The following is a 22,105-nucleotide window of genomic DNA, read 5'->3' on the forward strand; positions in this document are numbered from 1 at the left end:
ACGGTTAGCGATTATTTACAGGCAGTTTAAAACCTCGTAAACAAACACTAACCGTTACTTATATGACACTAAGTTCTATCTAATGACTTAATTATTAATTTTTTAAGTTTTGCTATGTTCCAAGCTCAAGCAAGCTTGCATTACCACCAATAGCTGTCGTATTGATAGTTATCACTCGCTCAGTTACAAAACGATGCAGATAATCTGGCGTTAGCATGTCTGATAAGCCCTCCATATCTGTCACTGCGATTACTTGGGTTAAGATACCATCAGTATCGGCCAATGTTTGACTGACTTCTTGTACTTCAGCAGCGCTACCTGCAACCACTACTTGAGCAAGGCGGTCGATATGTAGCAAAGTAATCGTTTGTGAGTCGTTTGCCACACTTAGCACATCATCACTGATACCAGTGTCATAAAGTACTTTGGCGGCTTCTACGCACATCTCTTCTTGGCTTGGACAATGCAAAATGACTTCATTTCCTGTCAATAGTGCTGCGATAAGCTGACCGAGTACCGCCATTGTTTTGGCTGATTCGCCGCCGACAACCATTGTTTTACCACGAGCAGTCACATAAAGATCGTTAGACTCGCCTGTAGCACCCGTCATACGATGTACCTCATCTAGGCTGGGCGCTGCACTCAGCAGATGATTGAACAAGCGACGCGCTTTATTGGCGTCTCCCGTGAACAATGCAAGCTTAGGAACAGCAGCTTCTAGATAAGTGGCACGCTGTACGGCACCAAGTAATCGCCAAGCTTCACAAACTTGAGCATGATTTTTTTTGAATTCGTTCGTCATGTTGCTACTCCTTATGCAAGCTCTGTTTGAGTGGTTGATGTCGTATTGTTTACAGTACTAGATGCTTCGGTAGCCAGTTTTGTAGCGTTTGGTTTTGCTGAGCTAAAAGACTCAGAGCTTAGCTTCATCAAACGCGGCACATAATGCGGGCCACCAGCTTTTGGGCCCGTACCTGATAAGCCGCAGCCGCCGAAAGGTTGAACATTGACTACAGCACCGATTTGGTTACGGTTGACATAAGTGTTACCCACGACAGCGCGGCGCTCGATATGCTCAGCGATGTTTTCAATACGGCTATGGATACCTAAGGTTAAACCAAACCCTGTCGCATTAATCGCATCGATAAGCTGATCCAACTCACGAGCCTTATAACGCAGTACGTGCAATATCGGGCCGAAATGCTCGCCACCAATAACGTCAATGGTTTGCACTTCGATCGCTGTCGGCAATACAAAGGTAGATTGCTCTTCACTGACTACTGAGCTGGCACTCATAGGCGTCTGTGCCAAAATGTTGGCTGTCGGCTCAGATTTCATACGTTCAATATGACTCTCAAGACCCTGCTTAGCATCAGCATCAATCACTGGGCCAACATCTGTTGCAACGTAAGTTGGATTACCTACGACTAGCTCTGCCATATGACCTTGTAGCAATTCAATCAGTCCATCTGCCACATCTTCTTGTACACACAAGATACGACAGGCAGAACAGCGCTGTCCTGCCGAACCAAATGCTGATAGCACGGCATCCTTGACCACTTGTTCTGGCAATGCTGTGGAGTCAACGATCATGGCGTTTTGTCCACCAGTTTCGGCGATCAAAATTGGTAGCTCGCCATTTGCTTGTGCATGATCATTTAAGCTTTGGTTGATACGCTGCGCGGTTTGCGTTGAGCCTGTAAATATCACGCCAGATAAGTTGTCTGCTGCTGTCAGCGCGCCGCCTACTTCACCTGCACCAGTGACAAACTGTAGCGCCTCACTTGGCACGCCAGCTTGATACATCAACTTGGCACCAAAATGTGCGATCAAGCTGGTTTGTTCTGCTGGCTTTGCTACCACCGTATTGCCCGCTGCTAATGCCGCAACGATTTGGCCTGTATAAATTGCTAATGGGAAGTTCCATGGGCTAATACAGACAAAGGTGCCACGTGCCTTATAAACTTGACGTGACTGCTTACCAGCTAAGTCTGTAAATTCATGCGTGATATCATTTAGGCGCTCCGCTTCATCAGCATAAAAACGACAAAAATCGACCGCTTCTTTGATCTCATCAATACTGTCTTGCGTCGTTTTACCCGCCTCGATTTGGCATAGTGCCATTAGCTCAGCGTAGTTTTCTTCATACAAATCGGCAGTTTTGCGTAAGATAGCGGCACGCTCAGAGGCTGGCACTGCTTGCCATTTTGCTTGTCCTGCCACAGCAGCGTCGATGGCTTGACGAGCCAACTCTGCATTGGCATATTGCACTTTGCCAGCGACAACATTATGGTTCCAAGGCGCACGTACCGTATGACTATCAAGGGGCTGATTTGCGCCATCTTGCTCAAATGTATTGACTGCTTGGCCGTTAATAACAGGTGCTGCTGACCATGTATTGTCTAAGTGACTGTCAATCGCTGTTTTGAACGGCTGCCATTGCGACTCTACAAATATATTGGGCCCAAAACTAGCACGGCGCTTGCCATAGATATCGAGTGGTAACGGTATCTCAATATTATGCAGCGTTTCATTGGCCAGTAGCTTGTCATACGGATGTACTGTTAGCTTATCAATCGGATACGACTTATCTAATAGCTGATGCACAAATGAGCTGTTCGCGCCATTTTCAAGTAAGCGGCGCACTAAGTATGGCAACAAGTCTTGATGAGCGCCAACAGGAGCATAGATACGTACAGGAATACTGTATGACTGTAGAATATGATCGTAAAGCGCGTCTCCCATCCCATGTAGACGCTGAAACTCAAAGTCTCTGTGCGTACTCATGGTCATGACAGATGCCAAAGTATGCGCGTTGTGAGTTGCAAACTGTGGCCAAATTAAACCACGTAAGTGTTCTGACAATAAAAACCGTGCGCAAGCAAGATAGGCGGTATCTGTGCCCTCTTTACGGGTCCAAACTGGATAGCCTGACAGACCTTTTTGCTGCGCAAGCTTAATCTCAAAGTCCCAGTACGCGCCTTTGACCAAACGTAGGGGAATACGGTCGCCCACTTCTTTGGCCAAACGAGCAAGCCATGCAAATATCGCAATCGCACGTTTTGAGTAGCCCTGAACGACTAGTCCTAGGCCATCCCAGCCTGCGGTCAATGGGTCACGATATAGTGATTCAAATAACTTTAAGGAAATCTCAAGACGATCCGCTTCTTCTGCATCGATACTGATATCGACATCGACTTCGCGTGCCGCTTCAATAAGTAGCAAACAGCGCTGACGTAGTAGCCCTAAGACCTGCGCTTCCTGCGTTGCTTCATAGCGCGGATGTAGCGCTGACAACTTGATAGATACAGAGGGCTTAGGCATGCCTTCTTTGACTTTAACATTGGCAGTTGCTTTGATTGCATGTAGGTAGTCATTGAAGTACTTTTCAGCGTCTTTATTAGTGATGGCCGCCTCGCCTAGCATATCAAACGAGTAGGTATAGCCTTTATTGCGGTAAGGTTGGCTGTTTTTATTGGCCTCTTCAATGGTTTCACCCAATACAAACTGATGCCCCATAATACGCATGGCTTTTTGCATCGCACCGCGAATCATTGGCTCGCCCATTTTTTTGGTCATGCGATCCAAAAATCCAGAGGCTGTGGTACTGCTGTCAATACTGACCACACGGCCGGTCATCATCATGCCCCACGTTGACGCATTGACCATAAAACCATTGTCATCTTTTAGATGTTTTTTCCAGTCCGCCACACTCATCTTGTCACGGATTAGTGCATCAGCCGTATAACTATCAGGTACTCGAATCAACGCTTCAGCCAAGCTCATTAGCAAGATACCTTCTTGAGTATCAAGGCTGTATTCAAGAAGCAATGAATCTACCATCTTGATCGCTTTGCCATCATTACGTACATATTCAACCAGCTTACGTGTCTGCTCGCTAGCATCATCGCGCTCTTTATCACTAGGCTTAGCTAGGGGTAGCAAATTTCTCAACCAGCGGTCTTCATCGACACTATACAATGGTGATATACGCGCATAAAGGTCATCTGCTGACTGAGTGATATACTCAGGTGCAAGCAAATCGATAGGATCAAATAAAATAGGCTCTTTGGGGCTAAACTGGTCTATTGGGTTCATACCAACTCCATAACTATCGTTAAAAAAACCATCATAAATGGTACGCGTGGACTCTTAACGTCGCAAATATTTAGAATAAAGCAATTATACACTTGGTCAAATATCCACGATCAACAACCAATAACAGCTGTCTATAGGAGACCAAACGACACCATCACAAAACGAGCAAATCCAGCATAAGCTGGAGAGGGTTAAGTAGGTCGTTCGATTGTTAAAAAAAGTGCTACGTTAACAATTCAAAGGCAACAACGAACAGTTAAGCGGCATTAGTGCCTTCTTCTTGTTTGTAGTGAAAGGAGTGCGATCAACAGATATGGCTTTTATATAACTGATTGAACCAAAACTATGATCTTGTATGACGCTAATTCACTGTAAGAAAAACCTCTACGGCGTTGATTGAGGTGATGCGCTTAACCCCGTCATATTATCATGAAATAATTTTTCAAACTAACTATATCGCTCATTTATATTAATAAATATGTTATTTAAAAACAAATAGTTAGCGGCATAAAATTATAGATAGGTTCTAATTTATGGTCTTTTGTTGATTATTGGTTATTTAATAACGTTTTTTGCAGCCATACTGTTAATTCTTTGGTCATAAACGCTTGAGCCTTATGCTAAAAAACCCTCCTTATCAGTGCAAGATAAAGAGGGTTAAAAACTAGTGGCCATTCATGCATATTAGTAGTTTGTATTCATACCAAATTCAATAGGCCCTAGTCGATATATCGGTATACATAGCATAAATAAGCTATAGCCATATGATCTTAACAAGTAAAATGATTGTCAGCACCCACACTGGCAGAGTCACTTCATTGACTTTACCAGACATCAGCTTGACCGCGGTAAAGGTAATAAAACCAAGGGCAATACCATCGGCGATAGAGTATGTCAGCGGCGTAAATAACAGCACGACGACAACGGGCGCAGCATCTGTCAAATCTGCCCAATTGATGTCTTTTAGCGTACCTAGCATCAGTACGGCGACGTAAAAGATAGCGCCGGCGGTAGCATACGCTGGAATCATACCAGCCAATGGGGCAAAAAAAGTACTTAATAAGAACAACACCCCGACCGTGACTGCCACAAGTCCAGTACGTCCACCTGCTGCAATACCTGCAACACTCTCAACATAACTGGTGGTCGATGAGGTACCGAGCATCGCACCTGTCACCGTCGCTGTCGAATCTGCTAGTAGTGCTTTGCCCATATTAGGTATGTTACCGTCTTTATCAATCAATTTCGCCTGGCTTGTCGTTGCCACTAGCGTACCTGCGGTATCAAATAAATCGACAAACAAAAAAGCAAAAATGACACTAATCATCGTGACATCAAACGCACCGGCAATATCAAGTTGCATCAAGGTTGGAGCGACGGATGGTGGCGTAGATATAATCCCAGCAAACTCAGTATGTCCTGCCAATAGACTGATTAGAGCAACCAATAAAATGCCAATTGTCACAGCACCGGGGATTTTTTTATACGACAGACCAATAATGACAAAGAAGCCTATGGATGCCATCATAGGACCAAACGATGTCATATCACCAAGCGTCACTAGCGTTGCGTCTTGCCCAACGATAACGCCAGAGCTTTGCAGTGCAATAAATGCTAAAAATGCACCGATACCTGCGATAACCCCTTGTTTAAGAGCAATCGGAATAGAATTAATAATCCATTCACGAATTTTAAATAAGCTTAATAGTATGAATATGCACCCCGACAAAAAAACAGCACCGAGTGCTGTCTGCCATGCATAGCCCATTCCTAACACCACCCCATAGGTGAAAAAGGCGTTAAGACCCATGCCAGGTGCCAACGCTACGGGCAAACGGGCATAAAGCCCCATTATAAAACAGCCTATCGCAGCAGCAAGACAGGTAGCAACAAACACTGCCCCTTTATCCATGCCCGCTTCTGCTAATATATTGGGGTTGACAAAAATGATATAAGCCATCGTCAAAAATGTCGTTATACCAGCAACAATTTCCGTTTTTATCGTGGTATTGTCACCATTAATTCCAAAATAGCGCTCAATTGCATTCATAAGGGTCAATCCCAACAGGCCAGTGAAAAGAACAAGTTTATATGTGTCTAAAATAAAGATGACGTCAACAAAACCATGGTGACGTCATAAAACAAAAGACAGCGGTAACAAAGCGCAACATTCTAGAGAAACCTGTGCACAAATTCAATCATTACCCATGCCTTACACGCCTAAAAACTATATTAACTGTTATCTATAAACAATAGTACACGGTAAAAACACATTATCAAACCATTAATCTAAAAACTGTCTACTGCTCATTGAACATATTAATAATGACCTTTTGTCTATTTAACAGTAAACTAAGGGGTTGAGATATTATTGTCATAAAGAAGATACTATCATTCAAACGCGGTCTTCTTATTAAGTTGTTGAAATCAATAATAAAATATATTTGTTAACTACTAACAAATAAGTATTAATCGTATCTTTTAGGATTATTTGACTTGAGTCTTTTAGTTTTAGTCAATTGTTGTTAATCATCAGTGAGCCTGTTACATGCCTGAATCATTAAACATTATCGATCTTATTACTCAAGCAAGTCTGCTCGTGCAGATGGTGATGGGGTTGCTATTACTAGCCTCTTTGGTTAGTTGGGTTATTATCTTTCGTCTAAGTGCACGCCTTGGTACTGCCAAAAACTTCGATGAACAGTTCGAAACGTGGTTTTGGTCAGGTGAGGATTTGGCCAAACTTTATCAGGGCGTCCAAGGCTCGCCTGAGCGTCAAGGGCTTGAGCAGATTTTTTATATTGGTTTTTCTGAATATTTGAGAATGCACAAAAAACGCCAACCCAAAGATGACATTATCGATGGCGTCGAGCGTAAGCTACGCGTTGGGCTTGGTCGTCAGCAGCAGCTACTTGAGTCCGGTATTACTACCCTTGCCAGCATTGGTTCGGTAGCGCCTTATGTGGGTCTATTTGGCACGGTTTGGGGCATCATGAATGCCTTTTTGGGTCTCTCACAGACAGAGCAAGCGACCCTTGCCTCAGTGGCACCTGGTATCGCTGAAGCACTTATCGCCACGGCGATGGGACTGTTTGCAGCTATTCCAGCCGTACTAGCGTATAACCACTTTACAGCAAAGTCAGGCCAGCTATATGAGTCGCGTGCTCTATTTTGTGATGAGATGACAGGTATGCTACAGCGTGAGACCAATACTCAAAATGCACTAAATAAAGCGCAGAAAAATAATGAGAGCAGAGCTGGTGCAGGTCAGGTGGCAGGGCTATGAAACCAAACCCCTATAGCCGCAAGAAAAAAGCACTCAATGCTGAGATGAATGTCGTACCTTATATCGATGTTATGCTGGTGCTACTGGTGATATTTATGGTGACAGCACCAATGCTGACCACAGGGGTCGATGTCGATTTACCAAAAGAGCAGACCAATACGATGAGCCAAAACCAGCTGCCTGTCATCGTGTCATTGACAAGTAGCGGTGAGATTTTTATCAGCTATGAAAACAACATAGACATGCCTATTAGTGAGCCTGAATTGATTAACACCTTATCCAACTTGCAATCGCAAAATAGTAACGCTGGTGTGCCCCCTCTGCAGGTGATGATTAACGCCGATCAAAATAATCAATACGGTGCCATCATGGCTTTGATGGCCAATTTGCAACAAGCAGGTATTCAGAAGGTCGGGCTATTAACAGGTGCTCCTCTACCTGCGCCTACGTTATAATGAGCTTAAATCAAAAACAGTTACTTTTACAACTTGATTTGAATAAGTAGACAACCTGATGACACACGTCAATGAGTATCACAACCATGAATAATGCTCCTGCCGTCTATATTCCAACTGCGCCTGAAGGTGATGGGCTGACCCTACCTATGCTATTAAGTCTATTGGCTCATGGCATCGTACTTGGCTTGCTGATTTATACCTACCAACAACCCGAATTAGAAACCGTTGGCAATATTGAAACCACTATGGTCACGCCGCAAGAGTTGGCTGAGATGCAAGGACAAATATTGGCCAACCGTGCAGCGATGCAAGCGCAGGCAGCTAGTAGTAATACAGAGACCAGTGAGCCTATAACTGCAGATAACAACGATAATGTCAGTCAAACAAACGCCTCATCAAGCCTGCAAAGAGAGTCTGTATTTACGCGCTCCGATGCTCCAGCGGACCAACCAGTATTAATGAGTCAAGAGCAGCATCAGCGGCGTATTGAGCAGATGCAAGAGTATGAGCGTAATATGGCCGAGCTGGCAGCGCGGCTAGATGAGACCGCCCTAGAAGAGCTGAACCAAGTAGAACAAGACAAACAAAACCAGCTTGATGCTGAGCGCGCGCGTTTAAAGTCTTTTCGTCATACAGAGAATAATCCGCCTAAAATCAAACGACCGAATAACACACAGGCCAATTTGGAGATAGAAACGGGTAGTACAAATAATGCTAACAAAACCTTTAGCCTAGAAGCAGATGGAAAATCGACAGTCACTGGAAGCCCCATCACTTCTGGGCAATCAACGAACAGTAGTAGTGCATCAGCAAGTAGTCGCGGGGCAAGCAATAGTGAGATTGTAAGCTTGATTAAGCGCAACTATAATCCACCGGTAGCAGCTAAAGGCTCAACTCAGCAGGCAACCTTGACCATAACGGTCAATAGTAATGGAGATGTGGTTAATGTCTCTGTCTCAGGGCCCGATTCAGCTGTCAATGAAGCGGCCAAGCAAGCGGTATTAAATACTCGTCATTTACCGATTGATACTGACGATCCTAAATACCCCACCTTTACCATAAGGTTTAAAGGCAGCAATTAATAAGAGGATAGACGGCTGATTTATTGTTGGTTTTATCTTAAAAAACTTGCACCAGTAGCAATATTGTCTTACCGTAATACTCAATTAAAGTATATAAAAAACGATTACCATATCATTTTAGGAGCCAAATCCAGTCATGCGTACTCACAAAAAGCTGCTGCTTAGCTTACTTGCTAGCACCTCAAGTCTACTTATCGCTTCTAGCGTATACGCGGCTCCCGTCGTATTAGAGTTGGACTACGAGATTCCAGTACAACAAAACCAAGTCGCCTTTGTGCCTTTCGCTGGCGATTCTGTACTCTCACCCATCATCTTAAATGATTTGAGTAGAACTGAGCTGAATGTGACTAGCAAGAATCTACCGCAGCAACCGCGCAGCAGTAGTGAGCTGACAGAGACATTACCAGTGTGGCAAAGTTTAGGAATTCCGTATTTAGTAGTCGGTAGCACCCGTACCAATCGCGGTAAGATTGAGACCACTTATGAGGTGATTGATGTCAAATCTGGTCGTGTACTCCAAGGAAAGCAAAGCTTGAGCGCTGATAATAATCAAGAAAGCTTACGTTATGCTGCGCACGTCATCGCTGACAAAGTGTATGAGCTGATTACTGGTACGCCGGGTGACTTTTCAGGTCGTATTGCTTACATCGAGGAGACAGGACGCGGAAAAGACAAAATATCTCGCCTAAAAGTTATGGATGCTGATGGTGAAAACGCTAGAACGATTACTGAAGTCACAGGCTCCATATTTTCGCCTACATGGTCGCCCGATGCTTCGCGTATCGCCTATACCGTACAGCGCGATAAATCTTATCCATTGATTTATGTGCAAAATGTCAGCGGCGGTGCAGCAACCGTCGTTACCCCTTATAAAGGCAGCAACCTAAGTCCTTCTTTCTCCCCTGATGGTAGCAAGATACTCTTCTCTAGCAGCTTTGAAGGTAGTGCTGATATTTATGAGATGAGTGCAGGCGGTGGTAACCTTAAAAAACTGACAAACTGGCCAAGTAGTGAAGTCCAACCAAACTATGCACCAGACGGCAAGTCTTTTGTGTTTGTCTCTGATAGAGCAGGCTTTAATAAACCGCAGATATATCGCTATGAATTTGGCTCAGGTCGAACGACCAAGGTCTCTAATAGCGGTTATGCAACCAGTCCTCAGTTTAGTAGTGATGGCACACAGATTGCGTTTTTAAGTGGGCGATCAGCCGCGATTATGAACAGCAACGGTGCAGTAACTGCCAACCTTGGTAGCACAGGTATCGATGAAGCCCCAAGCTTCTCTCCTAATGGTAAGCGTGTGGTGTATGCATCAACCCAAGGCGGTAAAGGCGTGCTGACCATTAAGTCACTAAATGGTGGCGAGTCATTTGGTAAGTCTGGTCAAGGCATTATCCGCTCCCCAGTATGGTCATCAAGTCCCGAATAAGGCTTTAACTCTCTAAAATTGTCACCTTAATATAGGCTTATTTCTTATTTTGTATCCATAAAAAAGCGCTCGATAATATTATCGAGCGCTTTTTTTACATGACTAATATTAGCTGTTAGCTGTCGTTTAAGACTGAGTGTAAGGCACTTATTCGCTTGGATCATAACCCGGTGGATTGGCATGCCTTAGCTGCGCCACATCTTCGGCAGTGACCGTCTGTTTAAAACCATTTAAATCATTGACGACATATTGCGTGACAGCTGCCATTTGCTCATCATCCATCATCATATGAAATGACGGCATACCGCGAAAGCCATTAATCAATATATCAATAATGTAGTATTTCGACTGCATTTTGCTGTTATTGGCTAATGGTGGGTAATAACCTGCACCTTGAGCACCCTCACCTTCATGCATATGACAGCCTGCACATGAGTCATGATATAGCTTTTTACCATTAGTAGTAATAAAGGCATTTTGACCTTCAAACTTAGCTTCCCACTTTGCAAGACTGGGATCGTTTTCCATGCTCGGTAATGAGCTATCATCAACGATATTGATATCAGGCGCTCTTAGCTCATCGCGAGTCATATAGACGCCGCCCCAAGCGCCAGTATTACGACTGGCTTGATTATTAACTGGCAGTACAGCGTCTTGCTTGCTCGCTATTGTCTCTACATCCTCTGATTTTTGGCTACAGCCTAACAATGCTACACTGCTTATCATACTAAGTGATATCACAGTCAGCATCTTAAATGTTGTTTTCTTCATGCTTATATTATCCATGACAGCCTCTGAATTTATTATGGTTATCAACGTTACCCAAGCATTTTTGCCTTTTTGTGCAGACGATTTGCTGCATCAATGCCGGATAAAATAGCGCCCTCTTGCCATGCAGGAATATGTGAACAATGTTCGCCCGTTAATACAATACGGTTGTCGATACTACACAGCTGATCATAATACTGCTCACGGCTTGACTCGCTCCAAATACCATAACACCCTAAGGTCCACGGAATGCGGTGCCATACCACTGACGTACCTGCACGGAACTCTTTTGGATACTGTGGATGGATGTATTTGCCATAAGCAAGGGCGACGTTAATACGCTCCTTTGGTGTTAATGTATTAAACTTATAAGAGGTCGGGCCAAAACCATAAGCACCTAATAACACTCCAGTACCTGTTTTAAACATGTCTTCTGAAGGATAAGCGATTTGCGTAATGGGCATATTAGTATAGGTCAAGCCGCCATAGATCCACTCATCTTCTTCCCAAAAGCGGCGGTTGAACTCGAGGCCCACCTTATAAGAGGTATCATAAGGTACGGCTGCCATTGCTTTTTTCATCGGCTTTGAGACATTGATATCAATTTGAGTCAATACCGTTAGCGGAATATTGCAGACACACCAGTCAGCACGTATGGTCTTGGTCGCACCATCTGGACTATTGCTATCGACATAATTGACAGTTACACCACTTTCGTCTTGATGAATCTTAGTGACTTTGGCATTAAACTCAATCATATCGCGGCACTCACGAGTGAACGCATCACCGATTTTGCCCATACCGCCTACTGGCTGAAACATCGTTGGTTGATGGCCATAAGTCATGTGATTGGCATAAATATCTGACCACATGCCAGAGTCCAATATCTCACCGATAGGTAGAGGCTTCGAGGGTTTTTCGTTGGGCATCAGGCCACCACCAGGAAAGACGCTAAAACCGCGATGCTTGGTAGTCTCATTACTGGCTCTGTAGCGATAGTCTTTGTCTAGTACGCCCCAGCCTTTTAAGCCCTCAAGCAACTTTTCTTTATCCTCAGTATTCACTGAACGATCAAGACCACCAACGTTGACGGCCTTTGATAGCAGCTCAGCCACATTGCCTTGTATGTCGTTTTTTACATCTCCTAAACGCTGCGGCACCCCGCCAAAGTGCGTAGAGCGATGCAGATAAGCTCGGTCGTTAGTCTGAATAAAAGGTTGCATCTCAACACCAAACTTCTTGCAGTAGTGAAATACAGCATAATGATGACTTGGTAAGCGCCAAGGCCCGCCATTAAAATAGTTACCTTCTTCAAAATCACAGGTAACTTCCTCACCGCCAAGCTCAGTATATTTGTCACCACTGTTGAGCGTCCAGCTACGTCCACCACCGCGATTTTGAAACTCAAGCACTTTAACATCATAACCGGCTTTACGTAGCTCATAAGCTGCAGTGAGACCACCAAGACCTGCACCAAGAATGACAATACTCGCTCCTGGAGGCGCTCCTTTTAGGTCCATCGATTCTTTAAAGCTAGACTCAGATGCAAATCCTAAGGTAGTCATTGCTTGATACATCGCAGTTGCACCAGCCGTCTTACCGATCATCGAGAGCAGTTGGCGCCGCGTTGGTGATTGAAGCATGTCTTTCATAGTAATATCCTTAAAGTAGACTTTCGTGTATGGCGGTAGGTACTCACTTTTATTATTGGTTCAGCTCATATAATTTATCTATGATGCTAAGCTTTAATACTCTACCGACCTACACTGAATCTATGTCTTATAATAAGCGCCTAACACGCGTTTATTAAGTTGTCTGTATTGCTAGTTAAATTCATTGATTCAACTAACTATGACGCCTAGAACGTATGATCGCTCGTACAATAAATATGATAATGACGATAGCTACGATAATACCTAGTATCGCAAGCAGACCTGCGTACCTAATCAAAAAAGGCTGATCGGCACCAGTCGTTGCCACGCGCTCGACATCAGCAGCATTGACATCACTGCTATTTAAACTACCAAATTTGACACGTACATAATTGCTAATACCAGCGATCTGCTCACTACTTAACTCTTCTGAAAAGCCTGGCATCTTAGGACTGGTATTGGTTGCGCCATCAACACCATGAAGAATAACATTGATTAAACCATCCGGCTTTTCACGGCGGATACTGCTTAGACCCACAATAGGTGCATAACGAGCATCCGGTTGGCCATAACCATCAACACCGTGACAGCTACCACAAGCAGCAAGGTATAATGCTTCTGGCGAATTACTACCACCTTGAACCTCAGCTTTCGCCTGCGCTAAGTAGTCCTTTTGGGCAAGCAGGTCATGAGTGATTGATTCATTGAGTGGGGCTGTCAGACGGGATGCATTGACCGGATGAACCTTATCATCTGTTTGTACGACAGGTACGGTCTTAAGATAAGAGGCAATTGCGTTTAGATCTGTGTCTTTTAAATAGCGAGTACTGTGCGATACCACCTCTCCCATAGGTCCACCAGCAAAGACTCGTTGATCCAGCTCACCTGTACGCAAGTAAGTGACGATGTCTTGCTCACTCCAATTGCCTATACCGCTTGATTTATCAGGAGTGATATTGGGCGCATACCATGTCCCAAGCTGCGCTCCTGACAAATAATTGTCGTTATCAAAACCCATCGTACTGTTACGCGGGGTATGGCAAGTCCCGCAATGAGCAAGGTTATTAACCAAATACTCACCATGCTGCTGCGTCTGTGTCAATCCTTCACGGCTCTCTGTAGAAGGGACATTGAGCATGTTCCAGCCTAACATCAGACTGCGAAAGTTAAACGGAAACGGTAGATCGGTTTCATAATCAGGCGCTTCATCTACGACAGGAACCGTTTGTAGATAGGCAAATAGTGCGCTGATATCTTCATCCTTCATACCATTATAAGAAGGGTACGGCATGGCTGGATAAAGCATATGATTGGGCGCACGACCTTCTTTGAGGGCTTTTTTTAGATCGGCTTCGGTATAGTTACCGATACCATAACGTTTCGATGGCGTAATGTTGGTTGCATAAATCTTACCCATTGGGGTCTCAAGTGCGACACCGCCAGTATAGTCTTCGCGGTGACAAGCCATACAGTCAGCTGCACGCGCGATATACGCTCCTTGATTGACCAAATCGCTATTGGCAGGGCTTACGTTGGGTAGGCTGGCGCTTGATAGACTAGCACCTTCAGCCATTACCGTACTGGAAGTGAAACCAATAACAAGCACCGATAACATCATAGAAAGTGGCTTCATAATATCCTCATATAGCTGGCACATAGTGGCTGGCAGAACTAAGGTCGTTAGACAACAATTCGTTATACAACAATATTGTCAAATAAAAACAGTAGCAAAACACCCAGCAATCTTTAACAGTGAATAGCTTATTAATGTTCTAATTATTTAATAAATATAAGGTAAACATGGTGAAAGCTTATGTTGCTTTAAGTGCCGGCTGCTTATCCATAAAGAGCTAGCTTTTGTTAATTATTACGTTAGTATGACAATTAGCTTCTGTTTACTCATATAAAGGTAAAACTATTTCGCTAACATTGCTTGAATATTAACCTATTTATCTCATTTTTTTACAAAAGTTAAAAAATCATGCCGAAATACTAAGTAAATTTCGATCTCAAGTTAATAAAATACATAGTATTCAAAATTTAGATGAAAAAGTCTTTAAAAACATAAACTAAGAAAAATAATTACCCGATAATTTGTACAACGAACATTTAACAACCATATAAAATCTCACGTATTCATTCATCTATACGAATTATAGTAACAATAGCAGACACACAATACATACAAAGGCTGTAGTCAGTTCTCCAAAGAAAAACTCACAATCACAAGTCATCAACTTATACAATCTAAAAAGACAAAAAATGCTGTTTTAAATTAATTTAGCTACTTTTAGCAAAAAATTCTTGAGTGAAAGTAGATGGTTGCATATTCTTATGTTTGGATTATGATGGAAGCTCACCAGACGCTGTAGCTTCAGTCATAATTTAAAACTGTCATTTCGGTACGATTATTCAGGTCTTTATTCAAGCTTTAATTCAAATTTTATGAAAGGTATGCCAAAAACTACTATGAAACCCTTTAACCTTTTTTGCATGTTGATACCGATGCTGCTTTTTACTGGCTGTCAGTCCTTGCTACTTTTTGATAGCCCTATCCCTGTGACTTCCAACCTTAATTTATCCACCACTGATATAGATCATTATTAACTGAGCTCACAAAAAAGCAGACATCAATATTGACGTCTGCTTTTTTGTTTTAATGGTTGCTCACTTATAAATACGAAACTTTAATCTATGAGGTTTCGTTAACTGGCTGATGCTTGATAATTGTCTTTGCTAAGTGATCGCCGAACCAAATAGCGGTATCAATATCACCCTTACCTGGGGTTTCTTCAGGTGGGCCATCAAGCGACTGAGTCATCAAACCTAAAAAGCTCGATAGTCGGTTTAAATCATGAGCCTCATGACCTGTCGGCATCAATGGCAGACCGATCCAGTTCATTCCATGTTGCATAGCGTACAATGAAATTTGCTGCAATACTGCAAGCTTATCCCCACTTAGTCCACCTGAATTGGCAAAAGCCGCCGCCCACTTGCCTTCCCATTTGCGATGATACCAACGCTTTGAGGTCTCATCCATAAAGGTCTTAAATTCAGCGGTAACACTGCCCATATATACCGCGCTACCAAATACCAGCAAATCAGCTTGATCCACAAAATCCCAATCAACATCATGGATATCGATCGCTTTTGCTTGAGCTTTTGGCAGTTGTTTATGTGCGCCTTGTACGATCGCTTCTGCGACGCGCTTGGTATGCCCATAGTTACTATGAAAAATAACAGCAATCGATACATTAGGCGCGTTTTTGGTAGATAAAGATGCTTTGGTTGATGTATTCATACAAACTCTAATAATGGATAATAAGTAATTGATTCAGCGGTAGGGTACTGTTGCTCTAAATCCCTCAAAATATGATGGGAAACGTTACCAACATAGCTGGTGCAGATGCTTGTTACCTGATATGCGGTAGACTTCGGTAAATTCAAGCATATTGTAACAGGCATGTTTTAATGAGTACCAGCTTATTACTGCTCGTCATTTATTAGTGCACACTGTAGCGAGATTTTACACATTATCAATTATCCTTGTGTAATAGATACTATGCTTTATCCATCAGCAAGCAAGAATTAACAAGCAGTGTCACCCTCTATTAATGTTAAATAGTCAGTAATAAACAGCCTATTCCATATTGTCATATAATTATTCTTATTCTTCTAATGCGCTAATATTTACTTTGATGACAATAAGATTATGATGGAGCGCTTACTTATACACTATTAAAAGCATCAAACGAGTCTCATAACCCTACTTCCTATTCTTATATAAATACTTATACAAATCACATTCGATCACATGCATCGGAGAAGGATGTCATTGCCTTGAATACGTTAAATACCACCACTAGAGTTCAGCCTGTAAATGATGCAAAAGACCCCATTGTAAGAGGTAGTCTAGCACTCAATGCACCGCAAAAAGTATTAATAGCCGGCGGCGTAATAGCAGGCCTGCTACTACTCATTCATTTACTTGATACCCAGCATATCTCTCAATCTTTACTTCTGGGTATTGGTCTTTTGCTGGGCTATACCCTCTTTCATGCACGTTTTGGTTTTACCTCAGCATTTAGACGTATCATGGCTGTCGGTAATGGACAGGCGATGCGTTCCCATATGCTGATGCTAGCAGTCGCAGTGACATTGTTTGCTCCTATTCTTGCTTATGGCACCACAATATTTGGCGGCCCAGTCGCAGGTTATGTGGCGCCATTGGGTGTCAGCCTCTTAGTTGGGTCTTTTGTTTTTGGTGTCGGCATGCAACTTGGTGGCGGCTGTGCTTCTGGCACACTCTATGCGATAGGCGGTGGACGTTCGGTTATGTTCATCACTTTTATCTTTTTTATAATAGGGGCTACGATTGGCGCTTATCATCTGCCATTTTGGACAGAGGAGATGCCAGCTTATGCCCCCTATTCATTAGCCACTTCTACAGGTCTTGGTTATACAGGCGCCTGGCTGGTGTCGCTTGCGTTATTTGGTTTAATCGCTTGGGTTACGTTGGTCGTTGAGAAAAAAAGAGCCGCACCTAAGATGGCACCTGTACCATCTGAGTCTGGCTGGAAGCGCATCTTTCGTGGTTCTTGGCCTCTATTTGCAGCAGCGATTGTTCTTGCTCTACTCAATGCCTTGACGTTACTGACGCGCGGTCAGCCTTGGGGCATTACCTCAGCATTTACTTTATGGGGCTCCAAGATAGCGAGCGGCTTGGGCGTTGATGTCGCTAGCTGGGGCTATTGGCAAGGGGCGAATGCAGCGGCGCTTGATGCGTCTATTTTTGCAGACTCAACGACTGTATTGAATATCGGTATTATCATCGGTGCGTTTATTGCGTCAGCGGCGGGCGGTCTGTTCAAGTTTACTCAGATTACTGTGGGTAATTTTGCAGCGTCAGTCATTGGTGGTCTGATGATGGGTTACGGTGCACGTTTAGCATTTGGCTGTAACATTGGCGCTTACTTCGGCGGCATCGCATCTTTTAGCTTGCATGGCTACATTTGGGGCATACTTGCTATGGCCGGTACTTTTTTAGCCTTATACTTACGTCCGCTATTCGGGCTTTCGGTACCAAAGTCCAATGATTCTGTATGCTAATATAAATGAGTCTGTTGAAACGGCAATAAAAAGAGCAGGTTTTAGCCTGCTCTTTTTATTACTGCCTAAACACTTTTTGTTAGTGCTTTAGCTTAACTACGCACAATAATTAATGCCATACGCCCCGTTGCTGGCTGCTGCAAATGCGTCTGGCGCCGATACGAATAATAGCTAGAATCAGCGTAACTACAGCTTATCGAGGTTTCATTTGCTAATGTCACGCTAGCATTGCTTATCTGATCGGCAGCTATCTTTGGTAAATCAAGCTTAATTTTATCTGTATACAAGTCCGTATTAGTCGAGCTATGAACGTCGGAATCTACCGCATATAACTGATCGAAGCGCTCAGTACTACTTATACTTTGTACTGACAACGACTGATTTTCGATGCAACCTGCTAGCAGCTTATCTCGAACCTGACTATCAACCTCGTAGTTTTCTTGACTGATACAAACGCCTATCCACGCTTTGATGTCGCCAGACTCTGTAAAACGCTTTATCGTCGTTGGAATGACTCCGCAGGCAAGTCCTTGCCAGCCTGCATGAATCGCTGCAATCTGGCCGCTTGCTGGCTGATATAATACGATTGGCACGCAATCGGCTGTCATAATAGCAAGTCCCAAACCATCTCGCTTACTGACCATTGCATCAGCATCTACTGGACGCATACTAAGCGGGCTTGCGTCTACATCATAGATTTGTTTACCATGAACTTGATTTACCCAGTACACACTACTGATAGGCGCACGCCGTTGGATTGTCAGTTGCTGATTGATAGTCGCTAGCAAACGCATACGATTATCCAATACCTGTACAGGATCATCAGCAACGTGCAGTCCAAGATTTAACTCACCATAGCTTGCTTGTTTTGATTGCAGCATTGGTTGATGTTTTTGATCTTCAAGCGTTTTATGCTTAATATCAGCATGCACAAAACCAGCGGTATGATAGGCGGCTGTTTGGAATACTGTCACTTCATTGAGCTGTGCCAGCATTGTCAGGGGAAGTTTATCTGTCATATTTTATTCGTCATCATAACCATCAGTTAGCACTGATATGAGTTTTTGCATATCTTCAGGAATAGGAGTGGTCACTTCGATATCTTCACCCGTCGTTGGGTGGACAAACCCCAAAGTATATGCGTGCAACGCTTGTCTTGGGAAATTACCAATCGCTTGGCGCTGCTCTTCTGTCAACCCTGCCCGCAATTGACGACGTCCTCCATAGACACGATCTCCAACTATTGGATAAGTGATATGGCTTAGGTGTACACGAATCTGATGGGTACGACCCGTCTCAAGTCCGACGTCCAGTAAACAGTAATTATCATTAAGCGGTGTGACATTTAACAAGTGCGTTACGGCCTCACGTCCAGCGGTCATCACCGTCATCTTTGTGCGCTGATTGCGATGACGACCAATTGGTGCATCGATACGGCGATGACGCAGTAAGCTTGCTGCATCCCCTGCTACGACACACTGATAGTGACGATAAACAGATTTGTCTTTGAGCTGCTCCATCAAAGCCATTTGCGCAGGCTTGGTTTTACCAATCAGTAAGAGCCCTGAGGTATCTTTATCAATTCGATGTACAAGGCCTGCGCGTGGCAAGTGATGCTGCTGAGGATAATGGTATAGCAAAGCATTGACCAAAGTGCCTGTCTGATTGCCCGCCCCTGGATGAACCACCATGCCGACAGGCTTATCAATCACCAGTACGTCATCATCTTCATAAACGACATCGATGGCGATATTTTCTGGCTGATCTTCACTATGCTGCTGCAATGTCGTAGATAGATGTATCACATCTCCCGCTTTGACACGTTGTTTGGGCTTTTGTACGCTACCGTTATATAACAAACTACCATCACCAACCCAGCCTTGTAACTGCACTCGTGAAAAGTCAGTAAAAACCTGTGAGGCAAGCTTATCTATACGTAGACCCGCTTCCTTCTCAGTTACCGTATGCGTTATGTCAATCACTTGCGGTAAGACTTGCCCAGCTATAGAGCTGGCGTATTCATCTTGATCTTCATCGTCGTTGATTTCTTCATAATCAGATGCTTGCTCATCATCAGACAAATTCTCATCAAGCGAGTCAACATCAAGGCTTGAGCCATTGGTGGTCAATCCATCCTCTATAGATGACTGTTGCGCCACCAATTCGGTATCAGACGTTTGTTTCGGTGTTATATTTGTGGTCATAGCATTATTATTCATAGCAGATTCGTAGGTGACCTAATTCACAAATGAGCAGGTCATAAGGATTAACTTTATAAAGCGATAAAGCCGCAATTCATTAGATGCTTAAGTAAGAACTTTCAGACTCTCAATAAAAAGCTGGTTAAACATCGTCATAGTGTACCATGCTAAGCGCTTTTCCCCCTATGCTTACAGACAGTTATCTCTTCTTTACTACTAAAAATTTGCCAAATAAATAGCCATAATAGTAACTCTCTATAATATAACGTTGCCGTAATTTACTGTATATTATAGTGGAATAGCCACAATTGTCATCGCCCATAAAAGACGCTCATGCTAAACTGTCCAAAATTTGTTGTGTCAGACTTTGCTGTGCTATCTGGCTACAAAATAGCGCACAGAAGAATAGACGAAGCAGACGTTATTCTATAAAGTAAACGTGATTTTGCTGTATGCTATGTTCAACTATAAGCCACTAGTTACTTTATGTCTCGTTGCTTTGCTGTTTTGGACGTTATTACCTTATAATTTAATAATTAGCCTTTTATCATTAACTTTGTTATTAGTACGATAGCGTCACCGCTATTGTGCGCCTTGTGCCGGAGAAGAAGTATGCGCCCTATTGGCAACACCTTTATCAAAATCTCGTCAGTAACCTTGCTTGCTCTAAGTGTAAACTTGGTTGGCTGTCAGACTTTTAAAAATCTGACGAATACAGACAGTGACGCGGTCGAAACCGCTGAAAAATCAGAGCAAGATTACTATAACGATGCTATTACTCAGATTGATAAAGGCCGCTACATACAGGCGATTGAGGATCTGACCAGTTTACGTACTTTTTACCCGACGGGACAATATGCTGAACAAGCACTCCTTGATATTATGTATGCTCAATATGCAAGTGGTAGCTTTGAGACAGCGGCAGCAAGTGCAGATCGTTTCATCAATCTCTATCCTGCTAACCCGCAAGTAAGCTACGCATATTACGTACGCGGTGTGGCCAATATGCAAGGCTCATCTGAGGGTATTAAGCTGTTCAAAATGGATCAATCTGAGCGCGATACTGCCTATTTACGTATTGCCTTTGCCAATTTTCAAGAGTTGATTAATAAATACCCTAACAGCCCATATGCGCCAGACGCAGCGCAGCGTATGACTTTTATTTACAATCAGTTTGCCCGTAGTGAGCTGACCGCAGCCAACTGGTATATCGAACGTGAAGCACACGTCGCCGCGGTTAACCGTGCCAAATGGGTATTTCAATACTACCCACTTAGTGAAGCGGTACCAGAGGCGGTTGCTATTCTTGCTTATAGTCATCAGCAGTTAGGATTAACTGATTTGGCACAAGAGTATAAAACTTTACTGCAAATCAACTACCCTGAATGGCTCACGAATGATGGCCGTGTCAGACTCTCTACCAAAACTGACCGCTCATGGTTGAATAAGCTAACCTTTGGTCAGCTTGGTCGTGCAAGCTTAAAAGATGTGCCCATGAACAACGGTGAATATACTGGCGCCACCAAAACTCAAACCGTTCGAGCGGCCACTCAGCTCAGATTGCCAGCTGATAATGCTGCTGCCCCCGCCGCTAACGGCGCACCAACCCGCAGCAACAGCGGTGTAAATGTAGGTTTGGGTCTACCTGAAAGCGCAACTGAGCGCGTGACCAATCAGGCCAGCACAGGTTCTACCGCTAGAGAAGCAAGTGTCGACCCACAAAACATGAACCCCATGCGCCGTACCACACTACCAAATGATAGCAATACGGTAGACTTGGATGATAATAACTAAACGCTCGCTACACTTGTTCTGCTATTCTTATACTCGTCTATGAGCTATTAAAAATAAGATCAACTATATAGTTGGTCTTATTTGCTTGTTGGTTTAACAAACCTCATTTATCATTATTTTGTCATTAGCTGAGCTTTGTCTTTTGTGTATTAATACATAAAATTTAGACTATGAGTCATAAGTTCAATTTTTTAGCTACTTAGGCTATTTCTTCATGTAAAGTAGCAC

General features: G+C 43.4%; 15 protein-coding genes. 6 read left to right on the forward strand and 9 right to left on the reverse strand.

What is annotated here, in order from left to right; all coding sequences use genetic code 11:
* Positions 1-112: 112 nt before the first annotated feature.
* The 3 genes from ACS8FC_RS04235 to ACS8FC_RS04245 form a co-directional block, all read right to left on the reverse strand.
* Positions 113-802: a 1-pyrroline-5-carboxylate dehydrogenase gene (locus ACS8FC_RS04235; protein WP_439295952.1), complete on the reverse strand. Its 690-nt coding sequence runs from the start codon at positions 800-802 to the stop codon at positions 113-115.
* Positions 803-813: 11 nt separating this feature from the next.
* Positions 814-4,098, reverse strand: coding sequence for a bifunctional proline dehydrogenase/L-glutamate gamma-semialdehyde dehydrogenase PutA (putA, locus tag ACS8FC_RS04240; RefSeq protein ID WP_439295953.1), 3,285 nt, complete (start codon positions 4,096-4,098; stop codon positions 814-816).
* 754 nt (positions 4,099-4,852) lie between these two features.
* On the reverse strand, positions 4,853-6,148 hold the full coding sequence (locus ACS8FC_RS04245; RefSeq protein ID WP_439295954.1) for an NCS2 family permease: 1,296 nt from the start codon (positions 6,146-6,148) through the stop codon (positions 4,853-4,855).
* A 498-nt stretch (positions 6,149-6,646) separates the two neighbouring features.
* On the opposite strand from ACS8FC_RS04245, the gene tolQ reads away from it, so the two are divergent.
* The 4 genes from tolQ (at position 6,647) to ACS8FC_RS04265 (ending at position 10,353) form a co-directional block, all read left to right on the forward strand.
* Entirely contained in the window at positions 6,647-7,384 is a 738-nt protein-coding gene (tolQ, locus tag ACS8FC_RS04250; protein WP_439295955.1) for a protein TolQ, read from the forward strand.
* Entirely contained in the window at positions 7,381-7,839 is a 459-nt protein-coding gene (gene tolR, locus ACS8FC_RS04255; RefSeq protein WP_299215903.1) for a protein TolR, read from the forward strand. The genes tolQ and tolR overlap by 4 nt, the downstream gene beginning before the upstream one ends.
* A 71-nt stretch (positions 7,840-7,910) precedes the next feature.
* Entirely contained in the window at positions 7,911-8,924 is a 1,014-nt protein-coding gene (locus tag ACS8FC_RS04260; RefSeq protein WP_439295956.1) for a cell envelope integrity protein TolA, read from the forward strand.
* Between the two features lie 136 nt (positions 8,925-9,060).
* Complete coding sequence (locus ACS8FC_RS04265; protein ID WP_439295957.1) at positions 9,061-10,353, forward strand: translocation protein TolB; 1,293 nt, start codon at positions 9,061-9,063, stop codon at positions 10,351-10,353.
* A gap of 147 nt (positions 10,354-10,500) precedes the next feature.
* Here ACS8FC_RS04265 and ACS8FC_RS04270 read toward each other — a convergent pair whose 3' ends face one another.
* The 4 genes from ACS8FC_RS04270 to ACS8FC_RS04285 form a co-directional block, all read right to left on the reverse strand.
* Positions 10,501-11,124, reverse strand: coding sequence for a c-type cytochrome (locus tag ACS8FC_RS04270; RefSeq protein WP_439260797.1), 624 nt, complete (start codon positions 11,122-11,124; stop codon positions 10,501-10,503).
* Positions 11,125-11,171: 47 nt separating this feature from the next.
* Positions 11,172-12,773: a flavin monoamine oxidase family protein gene (locus ACS8FC_RS04275; protein WP_439260796.1), complete on the reverse strand. Its 1,602-nt coding sequence runs from the start codon at positions 12,771-12,773 to the stop codon at positions 11,172-11,174.
* Positions 12,774-12,966: 193 nt separating this feature from the next.
* Positions 12,967-14,406, reverse strand: a complete 1,440-nt coding sequence (locus ACS8FC_RS04280; protein WP_439295958.1) for a cytochrome c — start codon at positions 14,404-14,406, stop codon at positions 12,967-12,969.
* 1,059 nt (positions 14,407-15,465) lie between these two features.
* On the reverse strand, positions 15,466-16,074 hold the full coding sequence (locus ACS8FC_RS04285) for a flavodoxin family protein (RefSeq protein WP_439295959.1): 609 nt from the start codon (positions 16,072-16,074) through the stop codon (positions 15,466-15,468).
* Between the two features lie 539 nt (positions 16,075-16,613).
* Here ACS8FC_RS04285 and ACS8FC_RS04290 point away from each other — a divergent pair.
* Complete coding sequence (locus ACS8FC_RS04290; RefSeq protein ID WP_439260793.1) at positions 16,614-17,882, forward strand: YeeE/YedE family protein; 1,269 nt, start codon at positions 16,614-16,616, stop codon at positions 17,880-17,882.
* Between the two features lie 92 nt (positions 17,883-17,974).
* Here ACS8FC_RS04290 and ACS8FC_RS04295 read toward each other — a convergent pair whose 3' ends face one another.
* A complete protein-coding gene (locus tag ACS8FC_RS04295; protein WP_439295960.1) occupies positions 17,975-18,901 on the reverse strand; it encodes a polyphenol oxidase family protein in 927 nt (308 codons plus the stop codon).
* Between the two features lie 3 nt (positions 18,902-18,904).
* Positions 18,905-20,086, reverse strand: coding sequence for an RluA family pseudouridine synthase (locus ACS8FC_RS04300; RefSeq protein ID WP_439260839.1), 1,182 nt, complete (start codon positions 20,084-20,086; stop codon positions 18,905-18,907).
* 609 nt (positions 20,087-20,695) lie between these two features.
* Between ACS8FC_RS04300 and ACS8FC_RS04305 the strand changes: the two genes are divergently transcribed.
* Positions 20,696-21,877: an outer membrane protein assembly factor BamD gene (locus tag ACS8FC_RS04305; RefSeq protein ID WP_439260791.1), complete on the forward strand. Its 1,182-nt coding sequence runs from the start codon at positions 20,696-20,698 to the stop codon at positions 21,875-21,877.
* Positions 21,878-22,105: the final 228 nt, after the last annotated feature.

This window comes from Psychrobacter sp. 1Y4 (assembly GCF_051847555.1).

Coding starts and splice junctions, on each gene's coding strand:
- putA (WP_439295953.1), bottom strand. CDS start 4,098: ATGAACCCAATAGACCAGTTTAGCCCCAAAGAGCCTATTTTATTTGAT.
- ACS8FC_RS04295 (WP_439295960.1), bottom strand. CDS start 18,901: ATGACAGATAAACTTCCCCTGACAATGCTGGCACAGCTCAATGAAGTG.
- ACS8FC_RS04235 (WP_439295952.1), bottom strand. CDS start 802: ATGACGAACGAATTCAAAAAAAATCATGCTCAAGTTTGTGAAGCTTGG.
- tolQ (WP_439295955.1), top strand. CDS start 6,647: ATGCCTGAATCATTAAACATTATCGATCTTATTACTCAAGCAAGTCTG.
- ACS8FC_RS04280 (WP_439295958.1), bottom strand. CDS start 14,406: ATGAAGCCACTTTCTATGATGTTATCGGTGCTTGTTATTGGTTTCACT.
- ACS8FC_RS04300 (WP_439260839.1), bottom strand. CDS start 20,086: ATGACCACAAATATAACACCGAAACAAACGTCTGATACCGAATTGGTG.
- ACS8FC_RS04265 (WP_439295957.1), top strand. CDS start 9,061: ATGCGTACTCACAAAAAGCTGCTGCTTAGCTTACTTGCTAGCACCTCA.
- ACS8FC_RS04275 (WP_439260796.1), bottom strand. CDS start 12,773: ATGAAAGACATGCTTCAATCACCAACGCGGCGCCAACTGCTCTCGATG.
- ACS8FC_RS04305 (WP_439260791.1), top strand. CDS start 20,696: ATGCGCCCTATTGGCAACACCTTTATCAAAATCTCGTCAGTAACCTTG.
- tolR (WP_299215903.1), top strand. CDS start 7,381: ATGAAACCAAACCCCTATAGCCGCAAGAAAAAAGCACTCAATGCTGAG.
- ACS8FC_RS04245 (WP_439295954.1), bottom strand. CDS start 6,148: ATGAATGCAATTGAGCGCTATTTTGGAATTAATGGTGACAATACCACG.
- ACS8FC_RS04285 (WP_439295959.1), bottom strand. CDS start 16,074: ATGAATACATCAACCAAAGCATCTTTATCTACCAAAAACGCGCCTAAT.
- ACS8FC_RS04270 (WP_439260797.1), bottom strand. CDS start 11,124: ATGAAGAAAACAACATTTAAGATGCTGACTGTGATATCACTTAGTATG.
- ACS8FC_RS04260 (WP_439295956.1), top strand. CDS start 7,911: ATGAGTATCACAACCATGAATAATGCTCCTGCCGTCTATATTCCAACT.